Genomic DNA, 24214 nt, shown 5'->3' on the forward strand with positions numbered 1-24214 from the left:
CCTTCACGATGTACTCACCCGGCAAAGCGGTCATAGCATCACAAGACATGTGCACTGTGTGCAAGCACCGCATTACTACGTGTTGGTAGCGGTATTGCCACGTGTTCGAAAGGTGAAGTGAGGGAGGGGGCGGGTGCGCGCCGGGGTGTGAGCAGGTACGAAACGACCCCGGGCGGGGTGGGGCCGGAGGTCCGGAGAGGCCTGGTGAGAGCCGCCGGCCGGTTGGTCGGCCGGGCAGATGATCGGGTGAATCAGTTGATCAGTTCGGTCATGAACTCGCCGACGCTCTTGGCGGCGTCCGATATGCCCTCGAAGCCCACCTGGACCAGGTCGGCGGCGCGTGCCGGGCTGTTGATGATCGTGTACAGCACGAAGACGATGACCATGTAGAGCACGACTTTCTTCGCCTGTGCCATCTCGTGCTGCCTCCCCGCGGACCCCTGTGCAGTCGCGTGAGTCTATCCACACGTTTGGCGCAGTGGTCGCATCAGTCCTACGAATCAAATCGTGTCCCGCGCCGAGCTCGGGCCCCTTCCGCACGCGTACGCGGGCACCGCGGGGCACGGTGGGCAAAGCGGGGCGCAAGGGTGGATTCTGGGAGTGGAGGGGCATGGAGCGGGCGAGCGGCCGGAAGGGGGTTCGGATGCGTGTCGGTGTGCTGACCGGTGGCGGGGACTGCCCGGGCCTCAACGCGGCGATCCGCGCGATCGTGCGCAAGGGCGTGCAGGAGTGCGGCTTCGAGTTCGTCGGTCTGCGGGACGGCTGGCGCGGCGCCCTGGAGGGCGCGGTCGTGCCGCTGGACATCCCCGCCGTACGCGGCATCCTCCCGCGCGGCGGGACCATCCTCGGCTCCTCCCGGACCAACCCGCTCAAGAGCGAGGACGGGGTGGCCCGGGTGCGGGAGACCCTTGCCGCGTACGAGATGGACGCCCTCATCGCGATCGGCGGCGAGGACACGCTCGGGGTCGCGGCGGTGCTCGCGGGCGAGGGGATCGACGTGGTCGGCGTGCCCAAGACCATCGACAACGACGTCACGGGCACCGACTACACCTTCGGCTTCGACACCGCGGTCAATATCGCGACCGAGGCCATCGACCGCCTGCACACCACCGCCGAGTCGCACTCCCGGACGCTGGTCGTCGAGGTGATGGGCCGGCACGCGGGCTGGATCGCCCTGCACTCGGGCATCGCGGGCGGCGCCAACGTCATCCTCATCCCCGAGCAGCCGTTCGACGTGGACCAGGTCTGCGCCTGGGTGGAGGACCGCTTCAAGATCCGGTACGCCCCGATCGTCGTGGTCGCCGAGGGCGCGGTCCCGAAGGCGGGGCAGATGGTGGTGAAGGACTCCTCGCTCGACGAGTTCGGCCATGTGCGGCTGTCGGGCATCGGGGAGTGGCTGGCGCGGGAGATCGCCGACCGCACCGGCAAGGAGGCCCGTACCACGGTCCTCGGGCACATCCAGCGCGGCGGCACCCCCAGCGCGTTCGACCGCTGGCTGGCGACGCGCTTCGGGCTGCGCGCGATCGACGCGGTGTACGAGCGGGACTTCGGCACGATGGTGGCGCTGCGCGGCGCGGACATCGTGCGGGTGCCGCTATCCGAGGTCACGGTGGGGACCAAGGGCGTCGACCCGGCCCTCTACGCGGAGTTCGGCGTCTTCTTCGGCTGAGGTCGACGGGTCGATGGGCTGATGGGCTGACGGGTCGACAGCCCGATGGGCCGATGGGCCGACCGGAGTCAGGCCGGGTGCGGGACCACGGCGACCGGGCAGCGCGCGTGGTGCAGTACGGCGTGGGCGACCGGCCCGAGGTGCCGCTCGGCGACCCGGTCGCCCGTACGGCGGCCGACGACCAGCAGCAGTGCCCGCTCCGAGGATCTGACCAGCGCCTGCGCCGGGTTGAGCAGGACGACGTCGACGAGGACCTCGACCCGCGGATGGCTCGCCCGCCACGGCCGCAGGGCGTCGGCCACCGCCTGGCCCTCCTGGTCCTCCCACATGGCGCGGTCCTCTTCGAGGACGCCGATCATCCACGCGGAGGGGGTGGGCGCGGGCAGTGCCCACGCGTGCACCACGCGCAGCCGGGCCCGGCGCGCCTGGGCGGCGCGGAAGGCGAAGTCGGCGGTCTCGGCCATGCGGCCGTGTGTGTCCAGGGCGGCGACGACCTCGGCTTCCGCGCCCGCCCCGGCCTCCGTACCCGCCCCGGCGCACCCCTCGGGGACCGTCACCACAGGGCAGTCGGCGGCGGTCGCCACCCGCAGCGCCACGGACCCCACCGCCAGCCCGTCGAAGCCGCCCCACCCGCGCGCCCCCACGACCAGGAGCCCGGCGCTCCGCGCCGCTCTGAGCAGCGCCTTGTCCGCGGCCGTCGCGATGTGTTCGCCGGTCACCTCCAGGCCCGGATGGCGGTCGGCGAGGTCCGCCGCGGCCTGTTGGATCATCTGCGCGCCGACGTGCCGCCAGGCCTCCGCGCCCGGTACGGGGGAGATCCGGGGCGGAAGGGGCTGGGAGGCGTGCAACAGCAGCAGCGGAACCGCTCGGTCCAGCGCCTCCCCGGCGGCCCAGCCGGCCGCCGCCAGACTGTGCTCGGAACCGTCGACTCCGGCCACAACGGGTCCGTTCATCAGAGGCTCCTTTCCTCATTTAGTCTAGATATGAGGTGAATGTCCGTAGTAGTGGACCGGGAGGGGAAGCGTCGAAGGGAAGGTGACCGGGGGTGAGTGTGCCCGTACGGCGAGGGCGGGCCGGTGTGCCGGCCGAGCAGCGGCTCTCCAGGTGGCGGGAGCAGATGGGCACGCTGCTGGAGTCCGCCGTCGGCGGTGGACTGCCGCCCACCGCACCAGGGCGGGCGTGGATGCCGCCGGCCGAGGTGACCGAGACCGACGAGGCGTACACGGTCGAACTCGAACTGCCCGGCGCCCGGCGGGACGACATCGACATCCAGGTCGGCGAGCGGGAACTGACCGTCTCCGGCGAGCTGAAGAAGCCGGAGCGCCCCGGGGCGCTGCGCCGCAGCACGCGCCGCACCGGCCGGTTCGAGTTCCGCATGGCGCTGCCCGGCGAGGTGAACGCCGCCAAGGCGAGCGCCCGGCTGGCCGGCGGGGTGCTCGGCCTGATCGTCCCGAAGGCCGAGGCCACCAAGCCGCGCCGGGTCGAGATCGCCGGCGGCGAACCGTAGGCGAGGCAGCCGTCGGTTTCTCTTGCTGCTTGGAGCGGGACTCCGTACTCTCCATCTGACGGATCGTCAGATTAGGGCTGTCCGGCCGGATCGCCGGACGCCAGGGGAGAGGACGGCATGGCTGGCGAGACGAACGGCGCAAGCGAACTGCCCATGGTCATCAGCGTGGACGACCACGTGATCGAGCCCGCGCACCTCTTCGACACCTGGCTGCCCGCCAAGTACCGGGACCGCGGCCCGAAGCCCATGACCGCCGGAATCGGCGAGCTGGCCTACATCGGCGGCAAGTACCGCATCACCACCGACCCGGACGGCCCGCCGACCGACTGGTGGACGTACGAGGGGCTGCTGTTCCCGTACAAGCGGATCATCGCGGCCGTCGGCTTCTCGCGCGACGAGATGACCCTCGAGGGCATCACCCGCGAGCAGATGCGGCGCGGCTGCTGGGACCCCAAGGCCCGGATCGCGGACATGGAGATGAACCACGTCGAGGCCTCGCTGTGCTTCCCGACCTTCCCGCGCTTCTGCGGCCAGACCTTCGCCGAGGCCGAAGACAAGGAGGTCGGCCTCGCGTGCGTGCGCGCGTACAACGACTGGATGGTGGAGGAGTGGTGCGGCGACAGCGGGGGGCGGCTGATCCCGCTGTGCCTGATCCCGCTGTGGGACGTGGAGCTGGCCGTCCAGGAGATCCGCCGGAACGCAGGCCGTGGCGTGCGCGCCGTGACGTTCAGCGAGATCCCCACGTACTTGGGGCTGCCGAGCATCCACAGCGGCTACTGGGATCCGTTCTTCGCCGAGTGCGAGGCCACGGGCACGGTGGTGTGCATGCACATCGGCTCGTCCTCCCAGATGCCCGCCGCCTCACCGGACGCCCCACCCGCCGTCCAGGCGGCCCTGAGCTTCAACAACGCCATGGCGTCGATGATGGACTTCCTGTTCAGCGGCGTCCTGGTGCGCTTCCCGCGGCTGAAGCTCGCGTACGCCGAGGGCCAGATGGGATGGATCCCCTACGCCCTGGAGCGCGCGGACGACGTCTGGGAGGAGCACCGGGCCTGGGGCGGGGTGCGCGACCTGATCCCGGAGCCGCCGTCCACGTACTACTACCGGCAGATCTTCTGCTGCTTCTTCCGCGACAAACACGGCGTCGCCTCGCTGGACACCGTCGGCGTCGACAACGCGACCTTCGAGACGGACTATCCGCACGTCGACTCGACCTGGCCGCACACCAAGCGGGTCGCGGCCGAGCATGTGACCGGGCTGCCGCCGGAGACCGTCTACAAGATCCTCCGGGGCAACGCGATCCGGATGCTCGACCTCGACTTCGACAAGGACCGGGTGGGCTAGCGCTCCTGCGGGGCCCGGCGGCGCCAGGCGCGGTGACCGAGCAGGCCGAGGACGGCGGGCAGCATCAGGGCCCGTACGACCAGCACGTCGAGGGCGATGGCCAGGATCAGGCCGATGCCGATCATCTTCAGGAACGTGATGGAGGAGAACGCGAATCCGCCGACCACGACGGCGAGCAGCAGCCCGGCGCTGGTGATGGTCCCGGCCGTGCGCTGGAGGGCGGTGGCCGTGGACTCGGCCGGGTCGCCGGTGGCCAGATAGCGTTCGCGGACCCGGGAGAGCAGGAAGACCTGGTAGTCCATGGCCAGCCCGAAGGCGATGGCGACGATGAGGACGGGGAAGTTCGCGTCCACGGCCCCGACCGCCTCGACGCCGAGCGGCCCGGCTCCCACGCCGTACTGGAAGATCAAGGTGATCACCCCGAAGGCGGCGAGCAGCGACAGGGCGCTCATGGCCACCGTGATGAGGGGGACGGCCAGGGAGCGGAACGCCAGGAACAGGACGAGGGCCGAGACGACGGCCACGAACAACCCCATCCACAGGGCCCGCTCGCCGATCATGTCGACGATGTCGACCCGTGAGGCGGGCATGCCGGTGAACCGCGCCTCGGCCCCCGGGGGCGGGGTCTGCGCGCGCAGCTCCGTCACCATGGCGCGCGCCTTGCGGGACATCGGGTCCGGCGCGTAGTGGAGGGTGATCCGGGCCAGCTCGCCGTGGGTGGCGGTGACGGCGACGTCCTTGACGCCCTCGACCGCGCCGAGCCGCCCGGCGTAGCCGGCCAGCTGTTCCGAGCGGCCCGCCGCGCCGCCTCGCAGGTCGACAACGGCGGTGACGACCTTGGTGGGGTCGTGGTCGAAGCGGTCGCCCAGCCCTTGTGCGACCTGCCGGGCGTCGGCTCCGGCGGGCAGTACCCAGTCCGCGGGGCGGGCCCAGTTGACGCCGAGCGCCGGTCCGGCGAGCCCCAGCAGGGAGAGAGTGAGGAGGGCGGTGGTGAGCAGCGGGCGGCGCATGACCGTGCGGGCCAGCCGGTACCAGCGCCCCCGTTCGTCGCCGCCCGGGGCGTGTGTTCGGGGCGTACGGCGCAGGACGCGGGGAAGCGGGAGCCGTCCGGCGTCGATGCGGTGCCCGGCGAATCGCAGGAGGGCGGGCAGCAGGGTCAGCGAACCGATCACGGCGAAGATCACGACCGAGACCGCCGCGTACCCCATGGAGCTGAGGAAGCGGGAGGGGAACAGGATGAGGCCGGAGAAGGAGATGGCCACGGCCAGGCCGGAGAAGGCCACGGTGCGCCCGGCGGTGGCGGTGGTGCGCTCCACCGCCTCGTCCACCTCGGCTCCGGCGGCCAACTCCTCGCGGAACCGCCCGACCATGAACAGCGCGTAGTCGATCGCGAGCCCCAGGCCCAGGATGGTGATCACGTTGATCACGGAGCTGGACAGGTCCGTGAACAGGGACAGGACGCGCAGCACCACCAGCGAACCGAGCGCCACCAGGACGCCCACGGCCAGCGGGAGCGAGGCCGCGACGGCACTGCCGAAGACCAGCAGCAGCAGCACCGCCAGGATCGGCAGGGACAGCATCTCGGCGCGCCCGATGTCGGCCCCGGTACGGGCGTTGACCTGCTCGGTCATGGCCGCGGTGCCGCCGAACCGCACGGTGACGCCGGAGCCTTCGGGGACCGCGAACCGGTCCTTGATCTCGCCCAGGGCGGCGACCTGGTCCTGGTCGCCGTCGGCGGTGAACTGGACGGTGGCGTAGGTGGCGTGGCGGTCGCGGGAGACGAACTCCCGGGCCCGGGCCCCGTCGTCCTCCTTCACCGACCAGTACGTCTCCAGGCGCGCGATGCCCTCGCGGTCCACGCCGTCCAGGGCCTTGCGGACCGGGCCGGCGAAGGCCGGGTCGTCCACCGTGCGCTTCTCGCTGGTGTAGAGCACCACCACATCGGCCGACCGGCGCCCCAGCGGACCGGCGAGTATCCGGTCGGCCCGCACCGACTCGCTGTGCGGATCGTCGAATCCGGCGCCGCCGGTCAGCGTCCCGAAGGTGCCCGTTCCCCAGACTCCGCCCAACACGGCCAGCAGCGCCGCCGCGACCACGACCCACTGTCGATGCCGCGCCATGAGCCGTCCCAGCGAGGACAGCATGAGCTCCACCCCCTGAATAGATAGTAGATAGTTTCACTTCCGATAGTGAAACTATCTATCATGGGGATGCGAGAGTGCAAGGAGAGTCCACAAGCCGGAGGGTCATCGATGCGCGTCGGGGAGCTCAGCAGCCTCAGCGGCGTACCCACGCCAACGATCAAGTACTACATGCGGGAGGGGCTGCTGCCGCCCGGCGAGCGCACCAGCCGCAACCAGGCCCACTACGACGACCGCCATCTGCGGAGACTGCGCCTGATCCGCGCGCTCCTCGACGTCGGCGGCCTGTCCGTCGCCGAGGCGGGCGATGTCATCGCCGCCCTCGAAAGCCCCGACACCGGCACCCACAAACTCCTCGGCGCGGCCCAGCAGACCGGCATCCGCACCGCCGCCTCCTGCGACGACGACGCCCGCGAGGACGCGACGGCCGAGGTCCTCGATCTCGTCCGGCGCCAGGGCTGGAAGGTCTCCGCCGACAGCCCCTCGGTCGCCGCGACCGCCGAAGTCCTGGGCGCCCTGGGCCGACTGGGTTTGCACGACTTCGTCGACCGGCTCGACGACTACGCCCGCGCCGCCGACGCCATCGCCGCGACCGATCTCGACCTCGTCCGCCGCCGCCCCGACGTCGACGGCATGGCCGAGGCCGTGATCCTCGGCAACATCCTCGGCGACGCTCTCCTTGTCGCGCTCCGCCGCCTGGCCCAGGTCCACCACTCCGCCGCGCTCTTCGACGCAGACGCAGACGCAGACGCAGACGCAGACGCCGGCGCCGGCGCCGGCGCTGAGCCACACGGCTGATATTCGCCCCGCCCGGGCCACCCGGTCGACGGGCCCGAGGTGCGGGCGGCGCGGGTCGCGGTGAGGCTGGTCGTATGGAGGACAAGACCAGGGACCGGCCCCGCGTGGTGGTGGACGAGCCGCTCGACGGCCGCCGCCGCATCATGATCGACGGCAAGGACGTCGGGGTCGTCGTCAGCGCCGACGAACTGCGCGGCGTACTGAGCCGTGCGGGCCTGATGGCGGCGGACGCCCCCATCGACAACCCCCGACTGATCGAGTGGCACGGCGGCGGCCCCGACGACTGGCCGGCGGTATAGGCCCCACGCCGGGCGGCCGGCACGCGCCGCGCGAAAAACACCGAGGGCCCGGCTCGTACGAACCGGGCCCTGCGACGTGAGAGCGGTAGCGGTGGGATTTGAACCCACGGAGGAGTTGCCCCCTCACACGCTTTCGAGGCGTGCTCCTTAGGCCGCTCGGACACGCTACCGAGAGAGAGCTTAGCGGACGGGTGGCCGTGCTCCTAAATCGGTTATGGGCGGGAGGTGCGGAAGAAGGCGGTGAGAAGCGCGGCGCACTGGTCGGCGAGGACGCCGGAGACGACCTCGGGGCGGTGGTTGAGGCGGCGGTCGCGGACGACGTCCCAGAGGGAGCCGACGGCGCCGGCCTTGTCGTCGATGGCGCCGTAGACCACGCGGTCCAGGCGGGACAGGACGATCGCGCCGGCGCACATGGTGCAGGGTTCGAGCGTCACCACAAGAGTGCATCCGGTCAGACGCCAGCCGCCGAGACGGGCGGCGGCGTCGCGGAGCGCGAGGATCTCGGCGTGGGCTGTGGGGTCGCCGTGGGCCTCGCGCTCGTTGCGGCCGTGGCCGAGGGGGGAGCCGTCGGGGCCCAGCACGATGGCGCCGACCGGCACGTCGCCTGTCTCCGGCGCCCGCGCCGCCTCCTCCAGCGCCAGGCGCATGGGGGCGCGCCAGGGGTCGCGGAGGGGGTCGGGGGCGGGCCCGGAGACGAGGCCGGACAGCGGATCGGTCATGGCACCAGTGTGGGGGACGGCGCGGCCTGGGTCCGGCGTCGAAGAGGGCACCCTCCGACGTCAGGGCCTGGATCGGCAGCGGTCAGCGCACCGCCTCCAGCCCCTCCATGCTGCACCCCAGCATGTCGGCGATGGATTCGAGCGCGTCCCCGTCCAGGGCCTTCAGCTCCTTCTCGTCCATGCCGAGGTCGGCGAGGATGTCGGCGTCGCCGAGCGGGCCCGCCGGGACCGGCGTGTCCGAGTCGGCGTCCTCGTCGTCGCTCGCCTCGGGCTCGCCGTCCTCGGTGCCGTCGAGGTCGACGAGGCTGTCCAGGTCCTCGTCGGGGCCCCGGCCGAGCAGTTCGTCGGTGAGCATCTGGCCGTACGAGCTGCGGGCGGCCGCGGCGGCGTCCGATACGTAGATGTGCGGGTCCTCCTCGCCGTCCACGCGGACGACGCCGAACCACGCGTCTTCGTGCTCGATGAAGGCCAGCACCGTGTCGTCGTCTGAGGCCTCACGGGCCAGCTCGATCAGATCTGCCAGGGTCTCCACATCATCGAGCTCTGTGTCGCTCGCTTCCCACCCTTCTGCGGTGCGCGCGAGCAATGCGGCGAAGTACACCGTGACTCTCCCACTGGTCATAGGCGTGCCGGGGCGGGCGGGACAGTGCCCCGCCCCAATCGGCATCGTGGCAGAAACCTTCGCTTTGCGAGAGGTCTTCCGCGCTGCGTCGTGCCCCAGTCCCAAGAGATGTAACTCACGCGGACCGAAACGGACCACTGTGAGCGCCGTCGTGCGGCCTCACCAGCGGAAGGCCCGGCCGGCGTGGCGCCTGGCGCGTCCGGAGGGCCGGACAGGGGCCGGAAGGGCGGCCGGGCGGCGTGGGCGCCGCCGGGCTCGGTTACTGTCGATGCCATGCGGATCCATGTCGTCGACCACCCGCTGGTGGCGCACAAACTCACCACGCTGCGCGACAAGCGCACCGACTCCCCCACCTTCCGGCGGCTCGCCGACGAGCTGGTCACCCTGCTCGCGTACGAGGCGACCCGGGACGTGCGCACCGAGCAGGTCGACATCGAGACCCCGGTGACGGCGACGACCGGGGTGCGGCTGTCCCACCCGCGCCCCATGGTGGTGCCGATCCTGCGGGCCGGACTGGGGATGCTGGACGGCATGGTGCGGCTGCTGCCGACCGCCGAGGTCGGCTTCCTGGGCATGATCCGCGACGAGGAGACGCTTCAGGCGTCGACGTACGCGACCCGGATGCCCGAGGACCTCTCCGGTCGTCAGGTGTACGTCCTGGACCCGATGCTGGCGACCGGCGGGACGCTCGTCGCGGCGATCAGGGAGCTGATAGCGCGGGGCGCCGACGATGTCACCGCCCTGTGTCTGCTGGCCGCGCCCGAGGGCGTGGAGACCCTGGAGCGCGAGCTGGCCGGCGCGCCCGTCACGGTGGTCACCGCCTCGGTCGACGAGCGGCTGAACGAGAACGGGTACATCGTCCCGGGGCTCGGCGACGCCGGGGACCGGATGTACGGGACGGCGGGCTGAGCGGAACGGCGGGCTGACCCGGGGCCGAGAGGCCGGCCCCGGGGCGGTCAGCAGGTCAGCTGATCAGCAGGTCGGGGCGGGGGACGACGGCTTCGGCTCGGCCAGGGCGGTCAGCGCCTTGACGGCGTCCTTCTTCTTGACCAGGTCCTTGAAGCCGTTTCCGATGATCAGGTCGATGTCGTTGCCCGAGCGCGCGTCGTTCTTCGTCTCGGCGCCCGCGAGCTGAGTGCCGAGCACGTCGAAGGGGCCGTTGGTGGCCGCCGGGGCGCCGAGCAGCATGCCGGGGGCCTTGACCTTCTTGTCGTACGCGGTGGGCGCGTTGCCCACCTTTCCGATCTTGAAGCCGCGCTTCTTCAGCTCGTCGGCGGTCTCCTTGGCCAGCCCGGTGCGCGGGGTGGCGTTGTAGACGTTGACGGTGATGTCGGCGGGCTTCGGCAGCGTCTTGGAGGCCTTGTTCGGGGCCTTCACCTGGCCCTTGACCTGGCCCTTGGCGGGCTCGCGCTTGCAGTCCGCCGTGCCGCGCGCCGCGCGCACCGTCTTCTCGTCGTCGCCGCCCGAGAACACGTCGATGAGCTGAATGGTCCCCCAGCCGACCAGGCCGAGGGCGACCGTCGCACCCATCGCGGCGAACGCGAGCCGACGGCGGCCTCGGGGCCGGCGCATGCGCGGGTATCGATTGCCCGTGATGCGGTACTTTCCGCCCATGCCGGGAGGGGTGAGCATGCTCATAGGCGCAGCGTAGTGCCGCTCGGTGACGATGCCTACTAAATGATCAATGGTTGCCGCGCAGCCCAACCCGAAAGGGCCAACGAGGGGCCGAACGAGGGGTCGACGAGGGTCGGCTAGCCGAGTTCGAGGACGCGCGCGTGCAGCACCTGGCGCTGCTGGAGCGCGGCGCGCACGGCGCGGTGCAGCCCGTCCTCCAGGTACAGATCGCCCTGCCATTTCACGACATGGGCGAAGAGATCCCCGTAGAACGTCGAGTCCTCCGCGAGCAGCGTCTCGAGGTCGAGCTGCTGCTTCGTGGTGACCAGCTGGTCAAGACGTACCGGGCGTGGGGCGACATCCGCCCACTGGCGGGTGCTTTCCCGGCCGTGGTCGGGGTACGGCCGACCGTTTCCGATGCGCTTGAAGATCACACGGAAAGCCTACCGGGCAAGCGGCACCTGGCGCAGCCAAGGCGCGGGAGTGGACGGCACCTGTCGCCCACTCCGAGGCGACTCCGGGGCGGGTGGGGCCGGGTGGGTCGGTGTCGGGGCCGCTCCGGGCCTGCTCCGAGGGGGTGGAAGCGAAAAAGTCCGCAAATCGGGAAAAAATGTTTGAACGGGACTAGTCGCACGGAAGGTGCGGGAGTAACGTAAATAACAGCCTGCGGGGCGAGCGAGGGAGCTCGACCGGAGACACGTTCAGGAAAGAGAACGTCAGGACTCCAGGAAGAAGGGCTTCGGTTCTTCGGAACGGAGAGGTTTTCTGGAGAGGGCGCGTCCTAGATGGCCGGGCTGAGAGGCCGGAAGGTCGGGGAGACCGGAAGGCGACCTCCATACACCTGATCCGGACAATGCCGGCGAAGGGAGCCCACCTCGCAGGTTTTGTCGTGCCCGCGAGTCGTGCCTGCGATCCGGTGGCCGCGCCGCTCGGCCGCTCAGGGGCGGCCCAGCCGCCGCTCGCCGCCGGTGCCCGGCTGATAGCTCAGCTTGTAGTGCTGGAAGACCGCCTCTTCCTCCGAGGCGGGCAGCACGCCGTCGGTCCTGATGGACGGGGCGTCCCGCACCTGGTCCTTGGAATAGGTGACCTTCAGATAGTCCGGGCCCACCTTCGAGCCGCCCAAGGGGACGAACACCAGCCGCCGCCGGGTCGGCATGCCGACCGTGACCGTCGCGAAGGCGGGTTGGTCGGTGGCGGTGTCCACATAGATGGACTCCAAGGTGCCGATCTTGCGACCGCTGCTGTCCACGACGTCATGGTCGCGCCACTTCCGGATGTCGTCGGCCTCGAACACCGTGCCCTCCAAACATCGCTTGCCCCCATCCTCCAACGGCCCTTGGCGCGCGGCCACTCCAGCGCCCGCCGGTTGCACCGCCCGGCGGAGGCTCCGAGCATGGGCAGGGGGAAGCAGTGGACATCAGTCGCGCAGTCCGCGCAGTCGCGCAGTCACGGAGTCCGGCATGGCAGACCGCCGAAACCCTGGCCCGTCCGCAGCACCGCCGCGCTGTCTGGTCACCGGAGCGACCGGCTACCTCGGCAGCCGGCTGGTGCCCGAGCTGCTGGCGGCCGGGCATCCGGTGCGCTGCCTGGCCCGTTCGCCCGACAAGCTGCGCCGGCACCCCTGGGCCGCGCGGGTGGGGCAGGCGCGCGGGGACGTCATGGACGCGCGGTCCGTGCGGGCGGCCCTGGAGGGCGTGGACGTCGCCTACTACCTGGTGCACTCGCTGGGGACCGGCCCCGGCTTCGAGGAGACCGACCGCCGGGCGGCCCGGATCTTCGGCGAGCAGGCGCGGGCCGCCGGGGTCCGGCGGATCGTCTACCTCGGCGGGCTCACTCCGTCCGGGGTGCCCGAGCGCGAGCTGTCGCCCCATCTGCGCTCGCGCGCCGAGGTGGGCCGGGTGCTGCTGGCGTCGGGGGTGCCGACCGCCGTACTGCGGGCCGGTGTGATCATCGGCTCGGGTTCGGCCTCGTTCGAGATGCTGCGCCATCTGACCGAACGCCTTCCGGTGATGGTCACCCCGCGCTGGGTGCGCACCCGGACCCAGCCGATCGCCGTCCGCGATGTGCTCCGGGTGCTGGTGGGCTGCGCCCGGCTGCCGTACGAGGTGAACCGCGCCTTCGACATCGGCGGGCCGGACGTGGTGACGTACCGCGACATGATGCGGCGGTACGCGGCCGTGGCCCGGCTGCCGCGGCGGGTGGTGATCCCCGTGCCGGTGCTCACCCCGTATCTCTCCAGCCTGTGGGTCGGCCTGGTCACGCCCGTGCCGGGCGCCCTCGCACGCCCGCTGGTGGAGTCGCTGCGGCACGAGGTGGTCTGCCGGGAGGACGACATCGCCCGCTATGTGCCGCCGCCCCCCGACGGCCTGCTTCCGCTGGACCGGGCGCTGCGGCTGGCGCTGCGGCCGCCCGCCGACCGCGGTGAGCCGAGCGATCCGCTGCCGACGGACCCGCCCTGGGCGCGCGGCAGCTGCCGTACGGACGACCGCGAGCGGGCGGTGGACGCCGCGCCCGAGGAGCTGTGGCAGGCGGTGGAGGGCATCGCGGGCGGCGGCCGCTGGCAGTCCCTGCCGCCCGCCTGGGCGCTGCGCGGCTGGCTGGACGCGGCGGTCGGCGGGGTGGGTCTGCACCTGGGGCGCCCGGAGGCGGCGCCGCTGCGGGCCGGGGACCGGCTGGGCTTCTGGCGGGTCGAGGACGTGGAGCCGCGCCGCCGGCTGCGGCTGCGCTCCGAGCTGCCGCTGCCCGGCCCGGCCTGGCTGGAGATCGCGGTGGCCGAGGACGGGGCGGGCGGGGCGGTGTACCGGCAGCGCGCCGTCTTCGAGCCGCGCGGACTGACCGGACGGCTGTGCGGGTGGGGCGGTGCGGCCTGCAGCGGTCTGGTCTTCGGCGGCATGGCCCGGAACGTCGTCGCCAGGGCCGAGGCGCACGCGGCCGTGCCCGGCTGAGCGGGGGTGGGTGCCGGTGCGGGTCAGCGTCGCCCTGTTCACCGCGGATCTGCGGGTGCACGACAACCCGGTGCTGCACGGCGCGCTGCGGGACGCGGAGAGCGTGGTGCCGCTGTTCGTCGTCGATTCCGGGATACGGGAAGCCGGTTTCACCACGCCCAACAGGGCGGCGTTTCTCGCCGACTGCCTCGCCGATCTCGACGCGGCGCTGCGGGCGCGCGGCGGACGGCTGGTGGTCCGGCGCGGCGAGGTGGTCCAGGAGACCTGCCGGGTGGCGGAGCGCACCGGCGCCGGATCGGTGCATCTGACGGCCGGGGTGAGCGGTTACGCGGCGCGGCGCGAGGAGCGGCTGCGGGCGGCGCTGGCGGAGGCCGGGCGCGAGCTGCGGGTGCACGAGGCGGCGCTGACGGTGGTCGCGCCCGGCGCGCTCGTCCCCTCGGGCTCCTCGGGCGGAGGCCGGGGCAAGGACCACTTCGCGGTCTTCACGCCGTACTACCGCCGATGGCGCGAGGAGCCCTGGCGCGCCCCGCTCGCCGCGCCGCGCGCGGTCCGCGTGCCCCGGATCCGCTCCGCGGGCCTGCCCACCGCGGCGTCCCTGGCCCCGGGCGCGGCCTCCCCGGAGCTGCCCGCCGGGGGAGAGACGGCGGCCCGCCGCAGGCTGCGGCTCTGGGCGTCGGGCCCGCTGGCCGACTACGCCGAGCGCCACGACGACCTCGCCGGGGACGCCACCTCCCGGCTCTCCCCTTATCTGCACTTCGGCTGTCTGTCGCCGGGCGAGGTGGCGCGCCGGGCGCTGGAGGCGCGCGGCCCGGGCGCGGACGCCTTCGTACGCCAGCTGGCCTGGCGGGACTTCCACCACCAGGTCCTGGCCGCGCGCCCGGACGCCGCCCACCGCGACTACCGCCCGCGCCACGACCGCTGGCGCCACGACGCGGACGAGATCGCGGCCTGGCAGGAGGGGCTGACGGGCTTTCCGGTCGTGGACGCGGCGATGCGTCAGCTGAGGCAGGAGGGCTGGATGCACAATCGGGCGCGGCTGCTGACGGCGAGCTTCCTGGCCAAGACCCTGTACGCCGACTGGCGCATCGGAGCGCGGCACTTCCTGGCGCTCCTGGTGGACGGCGACCTCGCGAACAACCAGCTCAACTGGCAGTGGGTGGCGGGCACCGGCACCGACACCCGCCCCAATCGCATCCTCAACCCGCTCGCCCAGGCGCTGCGCCACGACCCCGACGGGGCGTACGTGCGCCGCTGGGTGCCCGAACTCGCCGCCGTCCAGGGCCCCGCCGTGCACCGCCCCTGGCGGCTGCCAGGACCGGACCGCGCCGCCCTGGCCTACCCCGACCCGATCGTGGACCTCGACGAGGCGGCGGCCCGCTTCAGACGTTGCCGCGGCTCCTGAGCCCGAGCCGAAACCAGCGGCGCTTTCAGGGTTCCCGGGCCGCGTGCACCCCGTCGAACCCGACCGGCAGGTGACGCGGGCCGCGCAGCACCGCGTTCCGGCGGTACGGGGGCGGGTCCTCCAGCAGCCGGGGGTTCTCGAGCCTGCGGGCCAGCTCGGTCAGCGCGAGCTGCGCCTCCAGCCGGGCCAGCGGCGCGCCGTAGCAGATGTGGATGCCGCTGCCGAAGCCCAGGTGCTGGTTGTCCTTGCGGTCCGGGTCGAACCGGTCGGGGTCGGGGAAGCGCCGGGGGTCGCGGTTGCCCGAGGCCAGGATCAGCCAGATCGACTCGCCCTTGGGGATGGTGACGCCCGCGATGTCGACGTCGGTGAGCGGGGTGCGCTGCGGCAGCAGCTGGACCGGGGGCTCGTAGCGCAGCACCTCCTCCACCAGCGAGGCGGCCAGATGCGGATCGTCGTGCAGCCGCTTGAGGACATCGGGGTGGCGCAGCAGGGTCAGCATGCCGTTGGTGATCAGGTTGACCGTCGTCTCGTGCCCGGCGATCAGCAGCAGCGAGGCGGTGCTGACCAGTTCGGCGTGGGTCATCCGCTCCTCCGGCCCGTCCCCGTGGACCAGCGCGGAGAGCATGTCCTCGCCGGGGGTGCGGCGGCGGTCCTCGATCAACTCGGACAGGTACATGCTCAGTTCGGTGCGGGCCCGCCGGACGGTGGCGCGCCGCTCCGTGGCGTCCGCGTCCGGGTCGGGGTCCGCGCCGGCGATGATGGTGTCGGCCCAGTCGTGGAACAGCGGCTCGTCGTTGCGGGGCACCCCCAGCAGCCGGCAGATCACGGTCACCGGGAAGGGGTACGCGAAGTCGTCGACGAGGTCGGCCCCGTCCCGGCCCTGGAAGTCGTCGATCAGCCCGGAGATGATCCGGCCGAGCTCGCCGCGCATGTCGTGGATCCGCCGCGGGGTGTGCGGCGGCCCGAAGGGGGACATCGCGATCCGGCGCAGCCGGTCGTGGTCGGGCGGGTCGAGCCGGATGAAGTTCGGGGTCAGCATCGGGTCGTCCTCCTCCTCGTCGAGGGCGACCAGACGCGCGGCGTCCGGGTTGAGGTTGCGGCGGTCCGAGCTGATCCGCGGGTCGTGCAGCAGGCCGTGGATCTCCCAGTACGTGCTGACGAGGTACGGGCCCTCCTCGTCCCGCAGCACGGGCGTCTTCCGCAGCTCGGAGTAGAGGGGATAGGGGTCGGCGCGGTTGGCGTAGTCGATGATCTTCCGCATATACGTGCCGTGCGTCATGACGGAGAGTCCTTCCGGGTGAGGCCCGCTAGGCCCGGGCGGGCGTGAAGACGATCCGCCGGTCGGTGGGTGAGTAGCCGCTGAGGGTGACGGTCGGCCCGTGGGTGGGCAGGGAGGGGTCGGGGAAGTCGGCGGGGACCGGGCGCAGCGCGTCGGGGCCGCGGTCCGCGGTGGGGTAGTCCGGCGGGAAGGGCGCGGCCGTCTCGATCTGCCGCCGGTAGAAGTCCAGCCACCTGGTCCGGTCGAAGGTGACGGCGGCGATGACGCGGCCCTGGTGGCCGTAGACGCCGGCGAAGCTGCGCTCGGCGAGCGACCCCTGGGCGATGAGGAGCTCGTCGCCGAGGGAGGGCACCCCGATCGACTTGATGTTCACCCCGAACTGCGCGGACCAGAAGGCGGGGACCCAGAGGTGGGGGCGGCGGTCAGGACCGGCGCTGATCATGTTGTGCGCCGCGATCTCGGCCTGCGCGACGGCGTTGCCCCAGTGTTCGAGGGACAGGAACTGGTAGCCGAAGAGCGGATGCGGGGACCGGGCGACATCCCCGGCCGCGAAGACGTTGTCGGTGACCAGGCCCCGGACGTCGAAGACCCGGCACCCGGCGTCGCAGGCGACCCCGCGGGGCCCGGCGCCGAGCCCCGAGCCGGCGAGCCACTCGGTGTTGCGGACGGTGCCGAGCGCGATCACGGCCAGGTCCACGTCGAGGGCGGTGCCGTCGGACAGATGGGCGCGCCGCAGCCGCCCGGCCGCGTCCCCCTCAAGACCGGTGACCATGACCGAGCAGCGCAGATCGACGCCGTGCGCGCGCTGGAGCTCCGCCGCGACCTGGCCGATCACCCCGCCCAGGGCGCCCACCAGCGGCGTCGGGCCGCGCTCAGCGACGGTGACCGGCAGCCCCAGCTCCCGGCAGGCGGACGCGATCTCCGAGCCGGTGAAGCCGCCGCCGACGACCAGCACCCGCCGCGGACCGGCCGCCAGCCGGCGCCGCAGCCGCGCCGCCTCCCGGCTGGTGCGCAGCACGAAGACGCCGTCGAGCTCGGCTTCGGCGGGGTTCGGCCACGGGCGGGAGCGGACGCCGGTGGCGATCAGCAGCCGGTCGTACGGCACCTCGTCGCCGTCGGCCAGGCGCACCCGGCGGGCCGCCGGGTCCAGCCCGACCGCGGCCGTCCCCAGGCGCCAGTGGGCCTCGACCGCCCGGCGCCGGGGCAGCGTGGTGCGGTCCGCGGGCGCGTCGCCCACCAGGACCTGTTTGGACAGCGGCGGCCGGTCGTACGGCTCGTCGGGCTCGTCGCCGATGAGCGTGAGCGAGCCGGTGAACCCCTCCTCGCGCAGGGTCTCCGCGGCCCGCAGCCCGGCCAGGGAGGCGCCGACGATCACGATCCGCCCCTCGCGCCGCAGCCACTCCAGGCCGTCAGCGGACATCGGAGCCCACCGGGGGCAGGCCGTAAGCCTCGTCCACCTCGTCCGCCTCGTCCAGGAGGATCGCCTGGACCGGGCAGGCGGCCACCGCGCGGGCCACCTGCTCGCGCCGCGAGTCGTCGGCGTAGGGCGCGTACCGCAGCGCCTCGTCCCCGTGCAGGGCGAACACGTCGGGCGCCAGGAAGACGCACTGCGCGTACCCCTGACAGCGGTTCAGATCGACAACAAGCCTCATCGGGCCCCGTCCTTCCACACCAGCAGCATGGGCGAGGCGGCGCACCGCCGCGCGCACAGCCGGGCCAAAGGGGTGGTCCGACGCGTCAGAGCGCGCGGTCGACGAGGAACGGCATCAGGCCCAGCAGCTCTCCGGCCGCGGCCGGGGCCAGCGGGACGGAGGCCAGACTGGCGCGGGCGGCGTCCAGATGGTGGTGGGCCTCGGCCAGCGTGGCGGCGCGGCCGCCCGCCCGCTCGACCAGCTCGGCGGCGCGGCGGACGGCGGCGTCGGAGGCGCCTGGGTCGGCGGTGCCCGGGTCGGGGGTGCCCGGGTCGGGGGTGCCCGGGTCGGCGGTGAGGAGCGCGGCGAGTTCGCGGGCGGCCGGGCCGTCCGCGGCCAGGGCCGCCAGCACGGGCAGCGTCTTCTTCCGCCGGCGCAGATCGCCGTGCACGGGCTTGCCCGTGACCTCCGGGTCACCCCACATGCCGAGCAGATCGTCCACGGCCTGGAAGGCCACCCCCAGGTGGCGCCCGGCCCGGTCCAGCGCCGTGACGACCGGCTCCGGGGCCCCGGCCAGTACGGCGCCGAGGGCCGCGGCACAGCCCAGCAGCGCTCCGGTCTTGGCCTCGGCCATCGCGCGGTACTCGGCGGTGCGGACCGCGTCGGGGCCGGTCCAGGGGCGGGACTCGAACAGCAGGTCCTCCGCCTGACCGCGCACCAAGTCGCCCAGCGCCCCCGACAGATGCCGGATCGCCGCGCCGCCGTGCGGGCCGGGCGACTCGGCGAGCGTCTGCACCGCGAGGGCGAACAGCGCGTCCCCGGCCAGGACGGCGGGGCCGGTGCCGTACGCCTTCCACACGGTCGCGCGCCGGCGCCGGGTCTCGTCGCCGTCCATGATGTCGTCGTGCAGGAGCGAGAAGGCGTGGACCAGCTCGACGGCCACCGCCCCGGGGATCGCGGCCGCCCCGGGCGCGCCCGCCGCCTCCGCGCCGAGCACGGCCAGGGCCTGGCGCACGCCCTTGCCGCCCCCGGGCCGGACGGCCGGGCCGCCGCCCACCTCGCACCAGCCGAAGGAGAAGGCGGCCATCTCGCCGGGATACGGGTGGAGCCGCTCGACGGCCGCGGTCAGCGCGGGGCGTACGAGGCCGCGGCAGCGGGTGAGGGTCCGCGAAGCGGAGGCGGAAGCGGGGAGGAGCGTGGCCGGTGGCGCGGTCATCGGGTGGCCATCCTCTCCCGGGTCGATATGCCCAGCTCCTCGTGCGCCGCGTCGACCATCTCGCGGGCGTGCCGCAGCCCGATCCGGTCCAGCTCCCCCCGAAGCTCGTCCAGTTCCGCGGCGGTGACCGCCGGGTCCTGCCCGAGGCGGGCGAGCGTCTTGGCCAGCCCGAGGCGGGACAGCGCGGTGCCGCGCGGCTCGCTCATGGCGCGGAACTCGGCCAGCGCCGTCTCGTAGTACTCCCGGGCCGACGGGTAACGGGCGGCGCGGTACAGGACGTTGCCGCGCATCTTGTGGTTGTAGGCCAGCGCGCTGGACAGCTTCATCTCGCGGCAGGTGAGCTCGGCCTCGGACAGCAGCGCCAGGGCCCGGTCCGCGTCCTTGTCCCGCAGGGACACGATGTCGGCCATGCCGCGCAGCGCCCACGCGTGGCCGCGCTGGTCCTCGGCCTGGGCCGCGATGGCCGCGGCCTCCTCGAACATCGCGAAGGCGGTGTCGTACGAACCGGTGTTCCGGTGGATCTGGGCGATGCCCTCCAGCGCCCACACGGTGTGGCGGGCCTCGCCGCGCTTGCGGGCCTCGGCGAGCAACTGCTCGTGGAGGGTGCGCACGGCCTCGTAGTCGCCCTGGATACGGCCGGTCTCCGCGAGGCCGGCCAGCGAGTAGCCCCGGGCCACGATGTCGTCGCCGCGCTTGCCCAACTCGGCGGCGTGGGTGAGCAGCCGGCGGGCCAGTGCGAGGGAGCCCCGCTGCCGGGCGAGGGTGCCGCCGCTCCACACCGCCCACGCCATCGCGCCCACGTCGCCCGCCGACCGGGCGGCGCGGTAGCTCGCCTTCCAGGCGCGGTCGGCCTCCTCGATGTGGCCCAGCCGGCGGTACGCCTCCGCCACGGCGAGCCCCGAGCGAGCCACCTCCCCCTGCGACCCCGCCCGCTCGGCGGCGCGCAGCCGGTCGGTGCCCTCGGCGAGGACATCGGCGAGGGAGGAGTTCACGGACAGGGAACTGAGCGCGCCTTGGTACTCGGGCGCTAATGCCTTGGCGTACATGGGTGCCTTTCCGACCCGTCGGCGGATGCCGTGGTCTTGATCGACACCGGACTATACATGGAGCGTATAAACGTGGTGTATAGATGGCTGTGGGGGCGTACTTCCCTGGTGGCAGCCCCGCGAGCAGTCAGCGCATGTCGTAGTGGTGGCGCGCGGTTTCGATCTCGTCGTTGTGGTCGGTGACCCACTGGGCGAGGGCGTGGACCGTTCCGCGCAAGCTCTCCCCGAGCGCGGTCAGTTCGTATTCGACGCGCGGCGGGACCTCGGCGTAGGCGGTGCGGGTGACGATGCCGTCGCGTTCCAGGTGGCGCAGGGTGAGGGTGAGCATGCGCTGGGAGACCCCCGGGACCCGCTGGTGCAGAGTGCCGAAGCGCAGGGGGCCCTGGCTGAGGATGCCGATGACCAGGACCGACCACTTGTCGCCGATCCGGTCGAGGGTCTCCCGGAATCCGCGCCCGTTGTCCGGCCAGGACTCGCACGGATGCGGGGCGGGGACAGCGGCGCGATCAGGATCAGTGGTGTGCTCTGCGAACATCAATGTGCCTTTTGTGAGGTCGTCCATACATACCTACCGTGGGGCTACGCACTCATCGTAAGCAAGCGAGGTAGCAGTATGTCCGCCACACCTTCCACGCCCCCCACGGTCGCGGTCATCGGCGCCGGCCCGGGCCTGGGACGCGCGATCGCCCGCCGCTTCGGCAGCGCCGGGCACCCCGTCGCCCTGATCGCCCGCAACGCCGACAAGCTGCGCGGCATCGCCGGCGCTCTGGCCGCCGAGGGCATCACCGCCCGCGCCTACCCGGCCGACGTCACCGACGCCGCGGGCCTGACCGGTGCGCTGAACACGGCCGCCGGGGAACTCGGGCGGATCGGCGTGCTCTCCTACAGCCCGGCCCCCACCTTCCCCAATGTGGCCGGCCAGGTGCCCGACCTGAAGGCGATGGGGTTCACCTCCGCGGCGGAGACCACCCCGGAATCGGTGCGCCCCATGTTCGACATGCTCGTCGGCGGCGCTCTCACCGCGGCCGCCGCGGTCCTGCCGGCCATGCGCGAGGCCCGCGACGGCGCACTCCTGTTCACCACCGGCACGACCGCCCTCGCCCCCATCCCCGGGATGAGCAACTCGGGCATCGCCCTGGCCGGGCTGCGCTCCTGGGCCCGCGGCCTGCACGACGACCTCGCCGGCGAAGGCGTCTGGGTCGGCCACTTGTCCATCGGCCTGCCGATCGTGCCCGGCTCGGGCGACGGCGACCCGGACGCCCTCGCCGACCGCTGGTACCAACTCGCGCAGGCGCGCGACGCTTTCGAGACCACAGTCGGCTTCTGAACCAGTGCTCGGTCCTGCGATCCGGCCGTACTCGGCGAGCGCCTGTCCCAGCGGGGTCGGACGCGCGCGGATACCGAAGGCGCTACCAACCTGACCAAGACCTACTGGCTGTCGGTGAAGGTGAGGGTCCACGACCCGCGGGCCCGCACCTGATACCACCCGGGGCCGGGAAGGGAGAATGACACGTCCTGGTCGTCCGTCCCGGACGCGGCCGTGGCCCACCTGACGAGCCGTCCGTTCAGGGCGAGCAGCTCGAACCGTCCGGGGCCGCGATGGGCGAAAACAGCCGGGCCGGCCGGGCCGTCGTGGCGGACCAGGCCGTCGCCGTGGCCGAGGGTCATCGCATCGTGCGTCGCAACCTCGTCCAGGGTGTGAGCGGTGGCAGCCCAGTCCGTGCCTGCGGCTCCGTCATCCGTCGCGGCCTCCACCCACACCTCGGTCCGGCCCTTCCTGGCCGGGAGCGGAAGCAGGGCTTCGGCCGGTCCGCCGCCGCCGTGCACCCTGTAGGCCTGCCCTCCGCGGCCCGGGTCCCCGCTCACGATGAAACGGGCCGGTGAGACGGTCACCACCCGCAGGACGTGGGGTCCCGGCGCGTCCGGCAGTGTCACGCGACGACGACGCTCGTCTCCGTACGCCTCGTCCTTGCCGGACGCCCTCGGGCCGGAGATCTCGGCCAGGCGCGCGGCGTCGGTGGCGCAGACGGCCACGAGGCGCTCCCGGCCGCCCTCCGGCGCCCACCGGACGCGCGCCGTCGCGCGGCCGTGAACGGGGTCGAAGAAGCACTCCGGCATCCGGTCCGGCGGACGCTGCCCCGCGAGCCTCGCGTCGAGGACGGCCAGCGCGTGCCGACCGTCCTCCAGCGCTTCCCGCGCGCCGCACGGGTCGTCGTCCGCTGCCCTGCGTTTGGCCTGGTCGTAGGCGTCAAGGGCGTCCAGCAGGTCCCGCCGCATGGCGGCCGTCGTACCGTCCTGACCGGGGCGGAAGGGATGCTCGTCAAGGGCGATGCCGAGAGCCGTGATCGCCGCGTCGAGCCGCGCCCGCTCCGCAGCCCGCGGCTTTTTCGGCCTCCCGGCGAACGGACTCCGCCACCGCCACCTCATGCCGTCCCTCCCGCGAACATCGTGTCCGGTAGGCGTTCGACCGCCTGTTCGCAGTGAACGTGAGGGCACCGTACTTCATCATCCGGCCGGCGCTGCCGCTGATGGGCGACGGCGGCCGGATCATCTGGGGGAGAACCGAGCCCAGAGAGGAATCAGTGCCGGCCGGTGATCGTGTCCGCCAGCCGGGCGAAGGCCGAGGTGCCCTCGTGGCGGGCGCTGCCCTCGCTGAGGTCGGCGATTCGGTAGAGGCCGTACATGGCGTAGGAGCCCAGCCAGCGCAGGGGTTCCGGCTCCCAGCGGGGGGAGGTGCGGCCCGACCAGGGCAGGCGGGTGTAGCGGGTCTCCTTCCCGGCCACCAGGTCGGCGAGGGTGCGGCCGGCCAGGTAGGAGGCCGTCACGCCCTGGCCGACGTAGCCCCCGGCGTGGCCGAGGCCCGTCGCCGGGTCCCACACCACCGAGGGCGACCAGTCGCGCGGTACGCCCAGGGAGCCGCACCAGGCGTGGGCGAGTTCGAAGCGCACCTCGGGCCACAGGCCGCGCAGCACTCCGTGCAGCTGGCCGATGGTCCAGCGGTCCAGGCGGCCGTCCCGGTCGAGCCGGGAGCCGAAGCGGTACGGGAGGCCGCGGCCGCCGAGGGCGATGCGGCCGTCGGCGGTGCGCTGGGCGTAGAAGTAGGTGTGCTGGGCGCCGGAGAGGGCCTCGCCGCCGGTCCAGCCGATGGTCTTCCAGTCCGCTTCGGACAGCGGCTCGGTGATGACCATCGAGCTGTTCATGGGCAGCATGTCGCGGCGCCGGCCGGGCAGCCGCGCGGTGTATCCCTCGGTGGCGCGCAGGACGTGGCGGGCGGTCACAGTGCCGTGCGGGGTGCGGACGCGGCCGGGGGCGATGTCCAGGGCCGGGGTGCGCTCGGCGATCCGGACGCCGGCGGCCTCGGCGGCCGAGGCCAGGCCGGCGACCAGCTTTCCGGGGTGGAGCCGTACGTTGTGCGGGCTGTAGAGCGCGCCGAGCATTCCGTCGATGCTGATCCGGTCGGCCGCCTCGGCCGCGGACAGCAGCCGTACGTCGTCCTCGGTCATGCCCCACGCGCGCTCGGCCTCGACCGCCGCCCGGATCCGGGCGAGTTCGGCGGGGGTGCGGCCGATGGTGAGGTAGCCGCCGTGCACGGCGTCCACGTCCACGGCGTGGTCGGCCATGATCCCGAGGATCTCGTCGAACGCGTCGACTGCCGCGCGCCGCAGTTCGAGGACCGCCTCCCGGCCCCCGGGGCCCTCGGCCATGTGGCGGGAGAGCCCGATCATCTTGCCGGAGAGCCAGCCGCCGTTGCGGCCGGAGGCGCCGTAGCCGACGTGCTGCGCCTCGACCACGAGGATCGAGGCGTCGGGCAGCGCCTGGCGGAGCCAGTACGCGGTCCACAGCCCGGTGTATCCGGCGCCGACGACGCACACGTCGACGGTGGTGTCCCCGTCCAGCGGGGGCCTTTCCGGGCGTTCGGTGGCGGCCGTGTCCTGCATCCAGTAGGAGACCTGACCGTTGATCACTTCGCTTGTCCTTATAA

25 protein-coding genes, 1 tRNA gene and 1 pseudogene are annotated in these 24214 nt (G+C 72.9%); 10 read left to right on the plus strand and 17 right to left on the minus strand.

The genetic code is table 11. From position 1 onward, the window contains the following. Nucleotides 1-251: 251 nt before the first annotated feature. Nucleotides 252-416, minus strand: a complete 165-nt coding sequence (locus ABTY62_RS41425) for a hypothetical protein (RefSeq protein WP_352134546.1) — start codon at nt 414-416, stop codon at nt 252-254. 227 nt (nt 417-643) lie between these two features. Here ABTY62_RS41425 and ABTY62_RS41430 point away from each other — a divergent pair, with 227 nt between their 5' ends. Beyond that, on the plus strand, nt 644-1669 hold the full coding sequence (locus ABTY62_RS41430) for a 6-phosphofructokinase (protein WP_352134547.1): 1026 nt from the start codon (nt 644-646) through the stop codon (nt 1667-1669). Nucleotides 1670-1737: 68 nt separating this feature from the next. On the opposite strand, the gene ABTY62_RS41435 is transcribed toward ABTY62_RS41430, so the two are convergent. After that, on the minus strand, nt 1738-2622 hold the full coding sequence (locus ABTY62_RS41435) for a universal stress protein (protein ID WP_352134548.1): 885 nt from the start codon (nt 2620-2622) through the stop codon (nt 1738-1740). A gap of 92 nt (nt 2623-2714) precedes the next feature. On the opposite strand from ABTY62_RS41435, the gene ABTY62_RS41440 reads away from it, so the two are divergent. Beyond that, complete coding sequence (locus ABTY62_RS41440; RefSeq protein ID WP_352134549.1) at nt 2715-3176, plus strand: Hsp20/alpha crystallin family protein; 462 nt, start codon at nt 2715-2717, stop codon at nt 3174-3176. Between the two features lie 117 nt (nt 3177-3293). After that, the gene (locus ABTY62_RS41445; protein WP_352134550.1) at nt 3294-4520 is read left to right on the plus strand and encodes an amidohydrolase family protein; all 1227 of its coding nucleotides are present in this window, start codon (nt 3294-3296) and stop codon (nt 4518-4520) included. On the opposite strand, the gene ABTY62_RS41450 is transcribed toward ABTY62_RS41445, so the two are convergent. Then, nucleotides 4517-6664 (minus strand): MMPL family transporter, encoded by a 2148-nt coding sequence (locus ABTY62_RS41450; RefSeq protein ID WP_352134582.1) that lies wholly within the window; start codon nt 6662-6664, stop codon nt 4517-4519. The genes ABTY62_RS41445 and ABTY62_RS41450 overlap by 4 nt on opposite strands. Nucleotides 6665-6772: 108 nt before the next feature. On the opposite strand from ABTY62_RS41450, the gene ABTY62_RS41455 reads away from it, so the two are divergent. Next, nucleotides 6773-7459 carry a MerR family transcriptional regulator gene (locus tag ABTY62_RS41455; RefSeq protein WP_352134551.1) on the plus strand — a complete coding sequence of 229 codons (687 nt, stop codon included), beginning with the start codon at nt 6773-6775 and terminating at the stop codon, nt 7457-7459. Nucleotides 7460-7533: 74 nt separating this feature from the next. Continuing rightward, nucleotides 7534-7758, plus strand: a complete 225-nt coding sequence (locus tag ABTY62_RS41460; RefSeq protein ID WP_352134552.1) for a hypothetical protein — start codon at nt 7534-7536, stop codon at nt 7756-7758. Between the two features lie 83 nt (nt 7759-7841). Here ABTY62_RS41460 and ABTY62_RS41465 read toward each other — a convergent pair. The 3 genes from ABTY62_RS41465 to ABTY62_RS41475 all read right to left on the minus strand — a co-directional run bounded on the left by ABTY62_RS41465 (nt 7842) and on the right by ABTY62_RS41475 (nt 9099). Further along, nucleotides 7842-7928: transfer RNA gene (locus tag ABTY62_RS41465), tRNA-Ser, on the minus strand. 42 nt (nt 7929-7970) lie between these two features. Continuing rightward, a complete protein-coding gene (tadA, locus tag ABTY62_RS41470; RefSeq protein ID WP_352134553.1) occupies nt 7971-8477 on the minus strand; it encodes a tRNA adenosine(34) deaminase TadA in 507 nt (168 codons plus the stop codon). 82 nt (nt 8478-8559) lie between these two features. Continuing rightward, nucleotides 8560-9099, minus strand: coding sequence for a tRNA adenosine deaminase-associated protein (locus ABTY62_RS41475; RefSeq protein ID WP_352134554.1), 540 nt, complete (start codon nt 9097-9099; stop codon nt 8560-8562). Nucleotides 9100-9372: 273 nt separating this feature from the next. Between ABTY62_RS41475 and upp the strand changes: the two genes are divergently transcribed. Further along, complete coding sequence (gene upp / locus ABTY62_RS41480) at nt 9373-10008, plus strand: uracil phosphoribosyltransferase (RefSeq protein WP_352134555.1); 636 nt, start codon at nt 9373-9375, stop codon at nt 10006-10008. Between the two features lie 63 nt (nt 10009-10071). On the opposite strand, the gene ABTY62_RS41485 is transcribed toward upp, so the two are convergent. The 3 genes from ABTY62_RS41485 to ABTY62_RS41495 form a co-directional block, all read right to left on the minus strand. Continuing rightward, entirely contained in the window at nt 10072-10737 is a 666-nt protein-coding gene (locus tag ABTY62_RS41485) for a LytR C-terminal domain-containing protein (protein ID WP_352134556.1), read from the minus strand. Nucleotides 10738-10850: 113 nt separating this feature from the next. Then, a complete protein-coding gene (locus tag ABTY62_RS41490) occupies nt 10851-11147 on the minus strand; it encodes a type II toxin-antitoxin system VapB family antitoxin (protein WP_003986294.1) in 297 nt (98 codons plus the stop codon). Nucleotides 11148-11650: 503 nt separating this feature from the next. Beyond that, on the minus strand, nt 11651-12007 hold the full coding sequence (locus ABTY62_RS41495; protein ID WP_352134557.1) for a PRC-barrel domain-containing protein: 357 nt from the start codon (nt 12005-12007) through the stop codon (nt 11651-11653). Between the two features lie 166 nt (nt 12008-12173). Between ABTY62_RS41495 and ABTY62_RS41500 the strand changes: the two genes are divergently transcribed. Together ABTY62_RS41500 and ABTY62_RS41505 are read left to right on the plus strand one after the other, a co-directional pair. Further along, nucleotides 12174-13658 (plus strand): SDR family oxidoreductase, encoded by a 1485-nt coding sequence (locus ABTY62_RS41500; protein WP_352134558.1) that lies wholly within the window; start codon nt 12174-12176, stop codon nt 13656-13658. Nucleotides 13659-13674: 16 nt separating this feature from the next. Then, nucleotides 13675-15060, plus strand: a complete 1386-nt coding sequence (locus ABTY62_RS41505; protein ID WP_352134559.1) for a cryptochrome/photolyase family protein — start codon at nt 13675-13677, stop codon at nt 15058-15060. Between the two features lie 25 nt (nt 15061-15085). On the opposite strand, the gene ABTY62_RS41510 is transcribed toward ABTY62_RS41505, so the two are convergent. The 6 genes from ABTY62_RS41510 to ABTY62_RS41535 form a co-directional block, all read right to left on the minus strand. Next, on the minus strand, nt 15086-16339 hold the full coding sequence (locus ABTY62_RS41510; protein WP_352134560.1) for a cytochrome P450: 1254 nt from the start codon (nt 16337-16339) through the stop codon (nt 15086-15088). 28 nt (nt 16340-16367) lie between these two features. After that, a complete protein-coding gene (locus ABTY62_RS41515) occupies nt 16368-17759 on the minus strand; it encodes an NAD(P)/FAD-dependent oxidoreductase (protein ID WP_352134561.1) in 1392 nt (463 codons plus the stop codon). Further along, on the minus strand, nt 17749-17991 hold the full coding sequence (locus ABTY62_RS41520) for a ferredoxin (RefSeq protein WP_352134562.1): 243 nt from the start codon (nt 17989-17991) through the stop codon (nt 17749-17751). Before ABTY62_RS41520 ends, ABTY62_RS41515 begins: the two co-directional genes overlap by 11 nt. Nucleotides 17992-18076: 85 nt before the next feature. Then, the gene (locus tag ABTY62_RS41525; protein WP_352134563.1) at nt 18077-19186 is read right to left on the minus strand and encodes a polyprenyl synthetase family protein; all 1110 of its coding nucleotides are present in this window, start codon (nt 19184-19186) and stop codon (nt 18077-18079) included. Further along, nucleotides 19183-20232, minus strand: a complete 1050-nt coding sequence (locus tag ABTY62_RS41530; protein WP_352134564.1) for a tetratricopeptide repeat protein — start codon at nt 20230-20232, stop codon at nt 19183-19185. Before ABTY62_RS41530 ends, ABTY62_RS41525 begins: the two co-directional genes overlap by 4 nt. A 127-nt stretch (nt 20233-20359) precedes the next feature. Continuing rightward, nucleotides 20360-20767: a winged helix-turn-helix transcriptional regulator gene (locus tag ABTY62_RS41535; RefSeq protein ID WP_352134565.1), complete on the minus strand. Its 408-nt coding sequence runs from the start codon at nt 20765-20767 to the stop codon at nt 20360-20362. Nucleotides 20768-20845: 78 nt separating this feature from the next. Between ABTY62_RS41535 and ABTY62_RS41540 the strand changes: the two genes are divergently transcribed. Further along, a complete protein-coding gene (locus ABTY62_RS41540; RefSeq protein ID WP_352134566.1) occupies nt 20846-21559 on the plus strand; it encodes an SDR family NAD(P)-dependent oxidoreductase in 714 nt (237 codons plus the stop codon). Nucleotides 21560-21660: 101 nt separating this feature from the next. On the opposite strand, the gene ABTY62_RS41545 is transcribed toward ABTY62_RS41540, so the two are convergent. Further along, nucleotides 21661-22659, minus strand: a complete 999-nt coding sequence (locus ABTY62_RS41545) for a hypothetical protein (RefSeq protein WP_352134567.1) — start codon at nt 22657-22659, stop codon at nt 21661-21663. A 35-nt stretch (nt 22660-22694) separates the two neighbouring features. Between ABTY62_RS41545 and ABTY62_RS47645 the strand changes: the two are divergent. Continuing rightward, a pseudogene (locus tag ABTY62_RS47645) lies at nt 22695-22784 on the plus strand (short-chain dehydrogenase); the annotation flags it as partial. A gap of 27 nt (nt 22785-22811) precedes the next feature. Here ABTY62_RS47645 and ABTY62_RS41550 read toward each other — a convergent pair. Further along, the gene (locus ABTY62_RS41550) at nt 22812-24197 is read right to left on the minus strand and encodes an NAD(P)/FAD-dependent oxidoreductase (protein ID WP_352134568.1); all 1386 of its coding nucleotides are present in this window, start codon (nt 24195-24197) and stop codon (nt 22812-22814) included. Nucleotides 24198-24214: the final 17 nt, after the last annotated feature.

This window comes from Streptomyces sp. NPDC097640, assembly GCF_040302705.1.
Taxonomy (GTDB): domain Bacteria; phylum Actinomycetota; class Actinomycetes; order Streptomycetales; family Streptomycetaceae; genus Streptomyces.